The organism is Pedobacter sp. (assembly GCF_965249885.1).
In the GTDB taxonomy this organism is placed as follows: Bacteria; Bacteroidota; Bacteroidia; order Sphingobacteriales; family Sphingobacteriaceae; genus Pedobacter.
Genome location: NZ_OZ252254.1, coordinates 4533479 through 4548083 on the forward strand (window position 1 = coordinate 4533479; position 14605 = coordinate 4548083).

General features: G+C 39.7%; 6 protein-coding genes. All 6 read right to left on the reverse strand.

Translation table 11 applies throughout. From position 1 onward, the window contains the following. The 6 genes from ACY2A0_RS19230 to ACY2A0_RS19255 all read right to left on the reverse strand — a co-directional run bounded on the left by ACY2A0_RS19230 (position 1) and on the right by ACY2A0_RS19255 (position 14570). The gene (locus ACY2A0_RS19230) at positions 1-2016 is read right to left on the reverse strand and encodes a heparinase II/III domain-containing protein (RefSeq protein ID WP_461791747.1); all 2016 of its coding nucleotides are present in this window, start codon (positions 2014-2016) and stop codon (positions 1-3) included. Then, positions 1967-3142, reverse strand: a complete 1176-nt coding sequence (locus tag ACY2A0_RS19235) for a glycoside hydrolase family 88 protein (protein WP_461790995.1) — start codon at positions 3140-3142, stop codon at positions 1967-1969. The genes ACY2A0_RS19230 and ACY2A0_RS19235 overlap by 50 nt, the downstream gene beginning before the upstream one ends. Positions 3143-3144: 2 nt before the next feature. Further along, positions 3145-4629, reverse strand: coding sequence for a glycoside hydrolase family 28 protein (locus ACY2A0_RS19240; protein WP_461790996.1), 1485 nt, complete (start codon positions 4627-4629; stop codon positions 3145-3147). Beyond that, complete coding sequence (locus ACY2A0_RS19245) at positions 4619-6631, reverse strand: RagB/SusD family nutrient uptake outer membrane protein (RefSeq protein WP_461790997.1); 2013 nt, start codon at positions 6629-6631, stop codon at positions 4619-4621. Before ACY2A0_RS19245 ends, ACY2A0_RS19240 begins: the two co-directional genes overlap by 11 nt. Before the next feature lie 25 nt (positions 6632-6656). After that, positions 6657-9896, reverse strand: a complete 3240-nt coding sequence (locus ACY2A0_RS19250; protein WP_461790998.1) for a SusC/RagA family TonB-linked outer membrane protein — start codon at positions 9894-9896, stop codon at positions 6657-6659. Positions 9897-10463: 567 nt separating this feature from the next. After that, a complete protein-coding gene (locus ACY2A0_RS19255; RefSeq protein ID WP_461791748.1) occupies positions 10464-14570 on the reverse strand; it encodes a hybrid sensor histidine kinase/response regulator transcription factor in 4107 nt (1368 codons plus the stop codon). Positions 14571-14605 lie beyond the last annotated feature (35 nt).

Consider the following 14605-nt stretch of genomic DNA (forward strand, 5'->3'; position numbering starts at 1 on the left):
TTACATTTTATTGAATTTGAAGGTGGTAGTAGCTTTTGGCGCATTAAGTTTGTTGGTTAAAAGCACACGCCAAATGGGTTTCCCGCCCCAACTTTCTTTAAATTTTGAACTTTCTACACTGTTCAAATCCATCATTTCTTTTTTTGCTTCCCAAGCATTTTTATCGTAATCCATTAGTACTTTTTTGCCTGATGCTGTTGCATACACTATTTTCCCTGGTGTAGCTAAATCCACATCACATACGGTCATGAAACTTTCGGTTATACTTTTTACTGGCGGATTGATCTGGTAATCTTCCGTAATGGTGAGCTCTCCTTTTTTCTTATCTAAATTGAGCTGGCGTAGCCATTGCTGCACTCCCGCTGTTTGAGGATAAGCACCTGAAAGATCCATTTTAATGCTGGTGCTGTTAGCACTTTTAGTATATTCCACTTGTTTAGCCGCATATTTTTTCCCAGAAGCTTCACCTTGATTATTTATTGTAGGCAAATTGTGGTACGACGATGTATTAAACCATAGCGAATACCGATCATCTGAAAAAGTTTTAGCGGTATAAGCTCCGGCGCCTAAATCGATAATTATCGGTTCATCATCAAGGTATAACAAAAAATTGCCGACGTCATTATGGTTATGGCTTTTACCATTGTGACCGCCATAGGCCGCTACAATTAAACCATTTTCCGCTCTTGACGACATGATTTGGATATCTGAAATCCAATTATCTGTTACACTTGGCGGTTGATAGGCGTAGTTAGCGCAAGCACTAATCGCCGCCATGTTGTATAATGCTCTCGATTTTGAGTTCCTTGAATCATTCAAAAATGGTGAATCCTTTTGATCGTAATACTTATGGAAATTCCAGCTACCGAAATTCATCATGGTTTGATCACCTGTAGCTTCGCCGTACCTAAAAATCACTAAAGCATCCATTTTCCTTGCTGGAACAGCATCTCCAATGTTAATGTAGTTTTCTCCACCCAAATGCATTCGGTAGATATACGAACCTATTTTTTGCAGATAGGGATGGTTATAGGCGGTCAATTTATGATTCGAAGCATCGTAAAGTAGTGCCAACGCATCGAACACGCAAACAGGACCTCTGAACCAGTAGCCCGGGCCTTCGTCGCTACCACCATCATCACCCAAACCATTAAGGTATTTATCGATCAATTTAACTGCAAAACTGATGGCTTTTGTGCGTTTAGTTTCATCTCTCTCCAGCAACAACTGCGCATTAATGTAGTTAGACATGATCCACGGCGCCCAGTTATTTGGATTTTCTTTCACTAGATAGAAATACTTTGCCGTTAGCATTGGATTAAACATTCTTCGATTTACTTCATGGCGAATGCGTTGACGAATAAGCTTAGAAACGCCATCCAAAGCGGGGCCATTAAAGTAATCAACCCAAGCTAGTAGCGAAGCTGTTTCAGAGACGTAAAGATCTACGACTGGATCTTCCACATCAGGCAAACCCTTTCCGGCTTTTTGCATATGAAGTATAGATGTGCTGCCCCAGAAGCTCTCTTCTGAAATGGTCCAAATGCCATCAATGATCTTATCTAAAAACCTGCCTTTACCTTCAACCGATTCCGCAAGACATAAAGACCAGAGCATCTCTCTCCTATCGAACAGTTGTTTTTCGTATCTGGCTTTGCTATTTCCATTTCGCAAATAATCTAAAGTAATGGTAGCGGTGATGGTTGGATATTCTTTTTTCAAAGCCTCCTCGCCAATACTAACGATGTTTTTTAACATTACTTCTGGGTATTTGCTTTTCCATTGTTGTGGCGACTGAGGAAAAGGTTTCCATTGCTCCGCTGTTAAAAGAGTTTCCTTTAATTTCGCTTCGGTGAAATCTTTTAGCACATTCCTATTGGCATTTTGCGCATAAGAAGCACTACAATTAATCAAAATCAGTAAGCACCAAAAAGTAAAAATATATCTGCTATTCATGTTGCTGCTGTTATAAGTTTTTATGTCGATACAGGGCTTCCAAAAAGTAGTAGTCTGCATAAATTAAGGGTTGATCAATCTCACTTTTTGCTGGCCAGTTACCAGTGGAGTGTTTCAAAAGAAAAAAATTATTTGTCCCAGCTTCGGCCAAATACGCTGGCGAGCCCAAGGTTTTTAACATTGCTTCCGCCTTTTTTAGATACACGGTTTTTTTATTGGGCACATACTTGCTGAGCATAATTAACCCAGAAGCAGCTACCGCAGCAGCCGAAGCATCTTTAGGTACTTTTACAGAAGGGTCGTTAAAATCCCAAGCTGGTATGCCATCGCCTTCGGCAGTTTTTGCGATGAAATAATCTGCAGCTTTTACAGAAGCTTCTAAATACCTGCGCAACTTGGTTTTTTCGTACATGTTGGCAAAAGCGTGTATGGCCCAAGCTTGTCCACGCGACCAGCATGAACTATCTGCATAACCTTGATACGTTCTTCTGTTTCGTAATTTTCCAGTTTCTGTTTCAAAATCGAGCACGTGATAAGTACTGTTATCAGGGCGAAAGCGATATTTTAAATCGGTATCCGCATGGTTGATCGCCACATGATAAAAAGAACTATCACCCGTAAGTTTGGTGGCTTCGAGCAATAACTCCAAATTCATCAAATTATCAACAATTACTGGATACTGCCATTTATCTTTACCGAAATCCCAAGATTTTATCGCGTTTACTTTATCGCTGTAGCGTGTAACCAAGGTTTTTGCTGATTGAATAATAACTTGTTTGTAGGCTTCCGATGGCTGGGCAAGATTACCCGTACCGTACGAACAATACATCATGAAACCTAAATCGTGTGTGCCACCGTTATACTTTTCTTTGTCTAAAGATTCAGTCCATTTTTTTGCAGGAGCTATCCATTTTTTATTACCGGTTAACAGATACAAATGCCACAAGTTTCCCGAAAAGAAGCCACTTGTCCAATCTTTACTCTTTACGAAAATGGTTTTTCCGTTTCCGTCGACACTTCGTGGGTAACTGGCACTGTCAGGACACTGCGCAATTAAAGATTGATATTGCTCAGCAGCTGTGGATAACCATTGCTTAACAGGCAGTTTTGTTTTTGATCGCTGCGCCAACACTAAGTTGCAGCTCAACAAAATCGCAAAGAAAATATAGAGATATTTTTTAAACATAGTTAACGGGCAATAGGTATAGCTATTTCTTTTTGGTTACTGTTTTGAGCGTCGTTGTAATTTTTTCCGTTGATTTTAACGTTTTGAAAGCTCACATTTTGAGTGTTATATAGATGATAAGGGTATTTCACGCTGTCGATTTGTATATCAATTAGCCGGATTTGGTTTGCTTTTGAAGTAGGATAAGCTTCCAGCACGATGCCGATGTTGCCTCCCTTTTTAACTCTCATATTGCTTATTTCAATATTTCTGAATGCCGGCATAAATGCGCCTTCATCTTCATAAAACATGGTCGCCATAATAGCTTGTTCCTTTACCTGACCAACTTCGATATTTCTAATCCATATATTTTCTGTGATACCTCCACGTTTTGAACTGCTTTTTAATCGGAAAGCCCTATCCAATAGCGGACTGCTCATTTTGCAGTTTTCGGCAAATACATTTCTAACTCCGCCAGATATTTCGCTTCCAATCACAATGCCTCCGTGTCCGTTTGCCATAGTGCAGTTTTGGATGATGACATTTTCCGAAGGCACATTTATCCTACGCCCGTCGCGGTTCCTGCCCGATTTTAGTGCAATACAATCATCTCCAGTATTGAAGTAACAGTCTTTGATGAGTACATTTTTACAAGATTCAGGGTCGCAACCATCAGTGTTAGGTCCATCGCTATCAATACGTACGTTGTTAACGGTTATATTTTCGCATAACACTGGATGGATGATCCACATTGGTGAATTGACAATGGTGACACCATCAATCAAGACGTTTTTACATTTATAAGGCTGTATAAATTGAGGGCGCAAATAGTGGCCCTTTCCAAACTTTCTATCTTTAACGGGAACATCGTCTTCACCCATTTTAAACAAAGCTGGTCGGTTACCACTATCTTTTTGGTTTGGCGTTCCTGGCTTCCAACCATACTCTGGCAAACCTTTCCAAGGCCACCAATTTTGAGCAGAAGCACAGCCGTCTAAAGTTCCTTCTCCAGTAATTGCGATGTTTTCCTGTTCAAACGCATAGATCAGCGGCGAATAGTTCATCAACTCCACTCCCTCCCAACGCGTATAAACTAGCGGCAAATAATCATCTGGATTGGTGGAGAATAAGATAGTTGCGTCTTTCACCAAATGGAGATTAACATTACTTTTCAAATGAATAGGTCCACTATAATACTTTCCGGCTGGAAAAATAACTCTACCACCGCCGGCTTTTTGGCAAGCTTCAATAGCATCCTTAATCGCTTTGCTACAATCCGCTTTACCATTACCAATTGCGCCGAAATCAACTACGTTAAAATCCTGATCAGGAAATACTGGTTGTACGATATCTTTTAACAAGGAATCTAATTGCTTCCAGCCGCTACCGGCTTGAATTGTAGTTTCCAACTTTTGCGCCGAAGAGGTACAAGCCTGTATGATTGTTATTAGTAAAAACAACACAGCAGCGTAGCACAAATGGCGTTCTCGTTTAATTTTAATATCCATAATCTTGTGATAAAACTCTATTACTTTCTATGGTAGATTGCGGCAAGGCATATAATTCACTACGGTAGGGCTGAAAATCAGCAGCTAGTTTATTGATGAAAACATCGCTAAGCGCTTGCAGCCAATTCACTCTGGTAAAACCAGTAATTGATGTTGGCGAAGGCGCATAAGGAGAGTTACCAAATACTAAATCCGTTGAGTTGGTGCGGAAAAAGAGGTAGGTCGGGTAATTTTGGTATTTACCTTCCCTTCTCATCATCTTAAACATTTCTTCTCTGGCTTCAAGTATTTTGGTATGCAGCAAATTCCATCTGATTAAGTCGTACTTTCTGATGCCTTCACCACCAAATTCTAGTAACCTTTCATTTTGGATCGCTTCCAAAAAGGACAGTTTACCTTGTGTTTGAGCGGCAGTTAAGTCGGCATCGCTATCGGTGGATATATCAGCCACTGCTACTGCATTTGAACCATTACCCGTTATAGTTACCACTGGCGATGAGGTGTAACCATCACCCGGCATTGCTACGTAGATGTTGGTCACTCTACCCGAGGAAACCGTTGCTGTTGCCATAGCACCGCTACCACCTCCGCCTGTAATGGTAACAGTTGGCACTGTGGTATATCCCGATCCTCCGTTGGTTACCCTAATTTCTTTCACGCCTTTAGCGAAGCTTCTTCTTCTCACTTCATTAACAGCCGCAATGGCTTCTGCCGTCGGACCATCATTCAGTTCATTTTCAGCTTCGGCGAACATTAAAAGCACATCAGAAAACCTTATAATTGGCCAGTTTACACCATACCAAGTGGCACCTACATCAATAGGGATGGCTGGCGTAATCCAATCTCTCCTAAATTTTCCATCAGCGATGTTAACCATAGAAGCACCAACTTTCATTAAAGTATTATTTACAGAATAAGGCGCAGTGGTTACGTTTCTTCTCTTATCTAGCGGATTAAAAGCGTAGAAATAATTTGGAGTAACTAAAATTCTAAAATTACCAAAGCCGTTGACTCTTGGTCCGCACCAAGCGCCCAGTTTGCTATCCGTTGCTGAATTATTTCCAGCCATGGCTACCTCTAACAGCACTTCTCCATTGGGTTCCAATTTATGAGCAAGTAAAGCATCTTTAAAAACTGCCTCAAAACTCGGATTCAGCGTATGTTTATTTCTCACCGCCATAATATCTCTGCATTCATCTCTCGCAATTTGATAGAAGTTTCGGTAGTCGGCTCTTCTTTCCATTAGCTTGGATTTTCTGAGCGAATAGCCACCTCTGTACAAAGCGATTCTAGCTCTTAGCGCTTTCACTGCGCCCTTGGTAATTCGTTCATCATCGGCTACGCCAGCATCACGTCGCCAAGGCACCATTGCTGCAGCGTTCTTTAAATCTTCTAACAATCGGTCGTAAATGACATCTCTATCCGTTTTTGGCAGGTTAAGTGTAGCTTGATCAGCGGAAGGCTCAAAGCTTGCAGGTACATCTCCCCAATGTTTGATCAACTCCATATAAAACAAAGCCCTTAGCGTAAGCGCCTCTCCGTGTAGGCGTTTCAATTCAGCTTGTTCAGACGGCGAACCGTTGGCATACTGTTCCATTGTCGGAATGTTTTTAATACAGATATTTGCTCTTTCAATGCCTGTATACAACTGCACGAAAGGTTTTTCTAACACTGCATTATTGGCCGTAATGCTATACCTAGCCAAATCTCTTGAGTTGTTATCTGGAATATTGATATTGGCACCGCAAATCATCTCGTCGGTATCGTAGGGATACATTTGGCTAAGCCTATTTCCAAAGCCATTATCTCCTGACAATTGGCTATATACACCTAAGACCGCGTATTTGGCATTTACCGGATTACTGAATGCCGCCTTTTCTGAAACCGCCGTAACAGGTTCTTCGGTTAGGAATTTTTTACAGGAAACCGAAACCAAAGCAACAAAAAGCAGCAAAAACATCTTATTCGCCGTGCTATAGTTGATTGTTAATATTTTCATCATCACTTATTAATATTTGATTTTTGGTTTATAGACCTAGGTTGATTCCGAATAAGTAGGTACGACTTCTTGGATAGGCTGAATAATCGACTCCAGGCGTTAAAGGCGTGGCACGTCTGGTATTCACTTCCGGATCGTAACCCGTGTAGCTAGTTAAAATAGCCAAGTTGTTAACCGTTGCATAAACTCTTAACTTTTTTACATGCAGTGTTTTCAATAAGGATGAACCAAATGTATAACCTACAGTAACGTTGTTCACTCGCAAAAAAGAGCCATCTTCCACCGCCCACGAATGTAAGGTGTAACCTAAATTACCTCTTAGCGGCATCCATATATTAGCATTGGCATTTGCTGCAGCCAACTCTGCAGGTGGTGCTCCCGCAACTACGGTTTGACCGCCAACAGTAACCACCCTTTGCAGCACTTTCCCGTTAGCATCAATAGTTTTCCAACGATCATTCATGGTAGCTAACAAGTTAGTAGATGGCGCATAGCCATTCGTAAACTCTATCTTATTGGCGTTCAACACATCGTTACCAAACTGAAAATTTAAAAATATACTGGCATCGAAGTTTTTGTAAGTGAACATCTGGTTCAATCCACCATAGAAATCTGGATTAGCATTTCCAATCACCTGTCTATCGTTAAGATCAACTACGCCATTATTATCAATGTCCCTAAACTTGATACTGCCCGGCTGCACTACGCCAATTGCCGCTGTAGGATTTGGAATACCAGCTTTAAGTGTGTAGATGCGTGTAGTTGGATCGTAGTTAAAATCGTTAACAGTGTAAAAACCATCAGTAACGTAGCCAAACATACTGCCTATAGGCTTCCCAACTTGCACTAAATAATCTGCCGACTGGCCTGATATTCCCCATAAGGAGTTTTGAAAGTAAGACAGCTGTTCGTCAGAAATTTTCTTGATTTCATTTTTATTGAATGAAATATTGAAGTTGCTGGACCAGGTAAAGTTTTTGTTTTGAACCAAGTAAGCACTCAACTGAAGCTCTATCCCTTTATTGGACGTAGCGCCAATATTGCGAAGTTGTGTAGTATAGCCGGAAGTATTAGGTACTGGCGATTTGATCAATACATTATTCACATCATTTTGGTAGGCATCAATAGAGAATTGAATCTTATTTTTAAGCAAGCCTACATCAAGCCCTATGTTTTTAGATACCGTAGTTTCCCATTTCAAATTAGGGTTTGGCAAATCCAACGACTCATAGCCAATGCTGGTTAAATCATTATTGAGTGGATATAGTGATGTATAGCTGAATGAAGTCTGGTACAAGTAATCATTGATTCTGTTATTACCAGATTGCCCGTAGCTCACACGTAGTTTTAAGTCAGAGATTTTAGTCAACAACGGCTTCATGAATTTTTCTTCCGACAGGCGCCATGCAAAAGATCCTGATGGGAAGAATCCCCATTTATTGCTCGGACCAAACTTTGAAGAACCATCGGCACGAAGTGTCAGCGTAGCTAAATATTTGTTGTTATAGGTGTAATTGGCTCTTGAAAAAAATGACAGCAACTTATTGTTATAAGCAATTACCTGTGGATAAGTTGCCAATGCTTTGCCCAGCGTTGGTTGATTTAGTGCTTTAGTAGCATCAGTTCCAGTAGGAAAATCTACGAATCGGGTGTCCAAACCTTTGGTACGAGAGATGAATATTTCTTGCCCAATCAAAGCGCTTATTTCATTCTTTTTCGCAAAAGCTGATTTAGATCTTGCATTTGAAAAGTTGAGTACGTTGGATTGATTAAGGGTATTAGCTTGTTGGTTTACCATCGTGGCTTGGGAAAGCGTATTGACCGAAACTACATCGTTAAATGCATCAGTTTGCAACTTATTGATATTGATCCCGATGGTTGAACGGAAGGAAAAGAACTTATTGAATTCGTAGTTGAGATAGCCGTTATAGTTAGAGATTACATTTTTCTTATTTCTGTATCTGGCATTATTAAGTACTATTGGATTTACAATCCCTAAACCATTACCTACGTTAGTTTCACTAAAATAATCTGAATCTTCTTCGTCCACAGAAAGCGCTCCCGGAATAATTGGTCGGTATTTAATGATATTCCTTAAACCGTTAAACTGTGCACTTGAAGGATCCGAAACGCCAGCACCTTCGGTATGTGTATCAGTGTAACGAAAATTTACGCCCACCGTAGCCTTACTGCTTAAAGAATGTGTAAACTTTGAGTTTAAGGTATGTCTTACAAAATCAGAATTTAGCAACACACCTTGTTGCCTATTATTAGAATAGCTTGTGTTAAATTTAGTCCCCTTCGCACCGCCAGAGATGCTTGCGTTATGCGTCTGCATGAAAGCATCTCTACCTAACAATTCTTGTTGCCAATCTATACCATTATCATTCTGAAAAGCGGAAAGACTGGCGAACGTAGCACCGTATCTGTTTGCAAAAGCGGTGCTATCACTTACATTGCCCCTGCTCCTTTCGTAGTTATAGACTAAAAAATCGTAAGGTTTCATTACTTCCAGTTTTTTATTCAACTGGTTAACACCAGCAAAGTAATTGTAACTTACTACTGTGTTACCTTCTCTACCACCTTTGGTAGTCACTAAAATTACACCGTTTGCACCTCTTGCGCCGTAAATGGCCGTAGCGGAGGCATCTTTTAACACATCAATGGATTCAATATCCTGCGGCGACAACGATGTTAAGCCCTCTTCTACCTGAATTCCGTCAATAATATAAAGCGGCGAATTATCTTGCGTGATGGAACCTCCACCTCGTATTCTAATTTTAATATCTGCATCGGGAGAACCCTCAGAAGTGGTCACTTGCAAACCCGCAATTCTACCAGTTAATGCCTGCGCTGCTGAGTTTATCGGAACATCTTTCAACTGTCGTTCATTAATAGAGGAAACAGATCCTGTGAGGTCTTTCCTTTTGACCAAAGCATAGCCAATTGCTACAACTTCATCTAAACTAGTTACGTCAGGAATTAGCTTAACGTCGATATTGCGCTGTGCCAAAACTTTTACCTCTTGGCTGACGTAACCAAGGTATTTGAATACCAGATACACCTCCCCTTTTGGAACGCTTATTGAAAAATTGCCATCAACATCGGTTTGAGTAGCTTTAGTGGTACCTTTGATGACTACGCCAACACCAACAATGGTTTCTCCTGTCTTTGAATCGGTAACAGTTCCCTTAACTACGGCGTTTTGCGCATAACATATACATACAGGTATGATCATGCAAAACACTACAAATAGTACTTTCTTCATTTTAGGTTTATATTATGGTTGATATCGAAAAGGTTTTAAAGAAGACTGAGCAGCAAGGGAGTGAACATTACTAAGATTAACTATGTTAGGTCATCACACTTTCAAAATCCTGCTTCAAAACTCCGTTCGATTGTTACAAAGTTGTAGATATGACAATTAACACAGGGGTGAAAAATCTAAATATTTGGTGCGACTCATCATTCAAATCAATGAAAGACACCATTATTTTAATAGATTTTATCATCTGAAGGTTTTTTAGATACATCTTTCTTGAGTTAAAACGAGACCTGCTAAACATGCAAAAACTAGTGATTTAGTTTTCTTGATAGTATGATTTTCTTAACTAAAAAATAGATTTAGTCAACTTAATTTTGGCCGCTAATCTAGCTGATAGGTTACTAAAGGAAATTTGCTTCGAAGCTACTTTTTGGTCAGGGTAACGATAGGTGTAAACTTTCGTCATGCTGCCCCTAACGTTCGAGATCAGCATCAGCTTTTAAGTTAGCTGCATTAATAGAACAAACAATAAAATATCGATAATCGGCTAAACCCATACCTGACATTAACTTATTGCTTCAAAGATTCTGCATATTCCGTTGGCCTTCTTCCAAACATCTTAATAAACTCTTTACTAAAATGCCTTCTGTCACTAAAACCTACTGTAAATGCTATCTCCGCTACACTCATATCGGTATTAGCTAGTAACATAGCTGCCTTTTTTAACTTGATAGATTTGATAAAATCAGCGACAGATAAATCAGTAATTGCCTTTATTTTCCTGTAAAGCACAGGCTGACTCATGCCTATTTCAGCTGCCAGAACTGCAACGCCGAAGTCTGGATTTTCCATGCTTTTTTCAATAATCGATATGGCTTTATAGAGGAATTTTTCATCCGCCGACTCAATTACTAGTTCTTGAGGTTCCAACACAATCTGTTTACTAAACTTTAACCTCATCGCATTTCTTGCTTTGATGAGATTACCCACCTTTAATTTCAGCAACTCTACGCCAAAAGGTTTAGTGACGTAGGCATCGGCTCCCATTTTAAGTCCCTCTAGTTGATGTTCGTAAGCTGATTTCGCAGTTAGTAAAACCACAGGAATATGGCTAGTGCGTTCATCTGCCTTTAACTTGGCACAAAGTTCTGTACCGTCCATTTCTGGCATCATCACATCGCTGATTATTAAATCGGGTACAATGGTGGTTGCCACTTCCAAACCTCTTTTGCCATTTTCACTTTCTAAAACCTCATAATCTTCAGCCAAATTATCCGCAATAAAAGCCCGCACCTCTGCATTGTCTTCCACCACTAAAACTTTATATTTACTTTTCCCTGCCTCGTTAAAAGCTTCCGGCAGGCTATTTTCTACCTCTAATTGACCAATGGAAACTGGCAGCGGCCGCCCATTCGCTTCTAATAATTTAGGAATTGCATTGAGTTGCTCGGCGGAGAAATGCTTGAATCCCTTGAGCAAAGTCACTTTAAATTCTGTAGCGCCTAATTTACCATCTTTAGCAGGCATGCTTGAGACGGATATTTTCCCGTGGTGCAATTCAACAATTGCCTTAGACAATGATAGTCCAATTCCAGTACCCGCATTGATGTGGGATTCTACTTGATAGAAATTCGAGAAAATCTTTTCCTGACTCTCCAACGGAATTCCCTTGCCATTGTCTTTCACCGAAATTGTGACGTCATCAACACCGTCGGTTATACTAAGCGTAATTGCGCCGCTGTCACTTGTAGATTTAAACGCATTTGACAGGAGATTAAGAAAAACCTTCTCTAATTGGTCCTTATCGAAGTATAAGGGAATCTCCTGATTTTGATGAACAAACTGAAAAGTAATGCCTTTTTCAAGCGCAAGTGCATCAAACATCGAAAATACTTCGCCTAAAAACTCAACCAAATCAGAGGATTGAACGTGTAGCTTCATGTTACCTGTGTCGGTTTTCCTAAAATCTAGCAGTTCATTAATTAACCTCAACAAGCGAGAAGTATTATTTCTGATGTATAAAATTTGCTTGTTTATTTTGGGATTGTCCTTCGTCTCGGCAAGCAGTTTTTCTACAGGGCCAAAAATCAAGGTGAGTGGCGTTCTAATTTCGTGAGAGATATTCGTAAAAAAGTCGAGCTTCATTTGGTGCAGCTGCTGCTGACGTTGATATTCGGTATGTTCATGGAAAAGATCTCTTTCCAACCTGGCCTGCCTTTTAAAAAATCTGATGATTACAATAAAAGTAAATGTTCCCGCTAGTACATAAATTAAATAAGCCCACCAAGTTCGCCATAATGGTGGTAAAATTTTGATTTTTAACTGCGTGGTTTCGGCTCCCCAAATGCCATCGTTATTTGCTGCTTTTATCTTGAGCACATAATTTCCTGGTGCCAGGTTGGTATAGTTGGCCGTTCGTTGTTGCGCCACATTATTCCAATCCTTATCTAAACCTTCAAGTTTATAGGAGTAGATGTTGTTTTCGGAGTTGACATAGTTTAAAGCGGCAAATTTGAATCCTATCGATGCTTGATCATAATTTAAGGTTAGTGATTTGGTTTGATCAATCGCTACTTCGAGTGGTGTGTTAGGTGTTTGTAAGGAAATTAAGCGATTCTGAATGAAAAAATCAGTAATCACCACTTTTGGCTTATAGGTGTTTTTGACAATGTTTTTAGGCACAAACGATGTGATTCCATTTACTCCCCCGAACATCACTTCTCCAGCAGCATTTACGTCTACAGAATTGAGCATAAATTGGTTGCTCAACAAGCCGTCTTCGTACGTATAATTTTGTGTGCTATATTGAGGTTGATTGATGCTAGCTTGCTTTTTATCCAATGTTATTTTGGAAATTCCCTGTGCCGTACTTACCCATATATTCCCTTCAGCATCCTGTGTAATCGCTTTAATTACTTCGTTTTTCAGTCCTTTAATTTCTACCCCTACAAGTGCTTTTTTACTTTTGTCTAATATCTTCAATCCTGATCGGGTGCCAACCCAAATCCAACCTCTAGCATCTTGAAAAAGTGACAACACCACATTACTCGTTAAATTTTGGCTACTTGGTGTCAGAAAATGCGTGAAAGTTTTAGTATTGAAGTCAAAGAAATTAAGACCGTTGGCCGTTCCTATCCAAAACCCTCCATTTACATCTTTAACTAATACATTGATGTGATTGCTAGTTAAAGCATTTTTTTCTTTTCCTGCATAATATTCTTTTACACTGCCATCTTTATGCAGATATCTTAGTCCCCTTTCATCTGTTCCAATCCAAATACCATTATCGTCAGCTAAAATGGTATTTATTCTAATGTCACTTAAAAAAGTCCCACTACTGATATTAAAGTATTTTACTTCGTGGCTTGCATAATCAAACTTGCAAAGCCCATCATGGGTGCCAATCCATAAGTTACCAGCAGCATCATAACACAGCGTTTTAATGATATTACTATTGTTTCTTAGCTGCCTATCTTTAACCGAGTAATATTTTATATCCCCCGTTTGCCTATCTATAAAATTGAGCCCGCCACCGTCGGTTCCTACCCAAACTCCACTATTTTTATATCCCAATATGGCATTAACAACCGGATGATTTAGGCCTGGAATTTTCAATTTTTGCTCGCCAATGTGGGTAAAGTTTGCGTTACTGGGCGTGTAAATGTTAATTCCGCCGGCATAAGTGCTAATCCACACGCTTTTCGACTGATCTTCCATGATAGCCCATATGGTATTATAGCTTAAGCTGCTCGGATTGTCACTTTGGTGGCTGTAGTTAGTGAATTTCTTACTTAGTTTATTATAGATGCTCAGCCCATTACGAGTGCCAATCCAAATATCTCCATTACCACGTTCGTAAATGGCTTTTACGAAGTCGGATAACAGGCTATTGGCTTCCGAAGAGTTTTTGTAATTGACACATTCGTTACTTTTTGGATTGTACCTATAAATGCCAGAATTTCCGGTGCCAAACCAAAACTCTCCGTCCTTATCTTGTTTGATGGCCATTACATCTGCACCTGCAATATCGTTGTTATTTTTAATCGCGTCTGGCAAAGGATATATCCTATCCTTTTTAATATCGGTACGGAAAACACCATTTTTTTTTGTACCGGCCCAAATAATGCCGTCTTTGTCCCTGTACAACCTATTTACACGGATTGCTCTGAGCAGCCGTCCCTTGCCTTCTAAGGTGAAATTGCGATAATTGAAAGTAAAAACACCGTTATCCGTAGCTAAAAAAAGGTGAGTAGCATCATTAGCCAATATTAAGTCAAATACCGCATTAAAGCCTTTCAACGGCACATAATTGATGGTTTCTTTTTGCATGTCGAACCAACAAAGTCCATTAGAAGAAGCAATCCATAAATTACCATTTTCATCTTGTTTAATGGCACTGATATCACTATGATTGATACTCCTGTTATCAAGTCCTTCATTTTTGAAGTGCTTAAATTCGTAACCATCGTATCGCATTAATCCATCACGGCTGCCAATCCAAATAAAACCGGCCTTATCTTGAAAAAGTGAAAAAATGGGGCTTTGCGATAAACCCTGACTTAGAGAAAGGTGCTTGAATAGTATGTGATTAGATTGAGCGACTAAGTTTTTGCTGAACAAACTGATCAATAAAAAACTTAATACCCAAAGCTTTCTATAAAAAAATAGCTTGAACATGGTAACGGCTTAAATTGGTAGTTACTAATATAAGT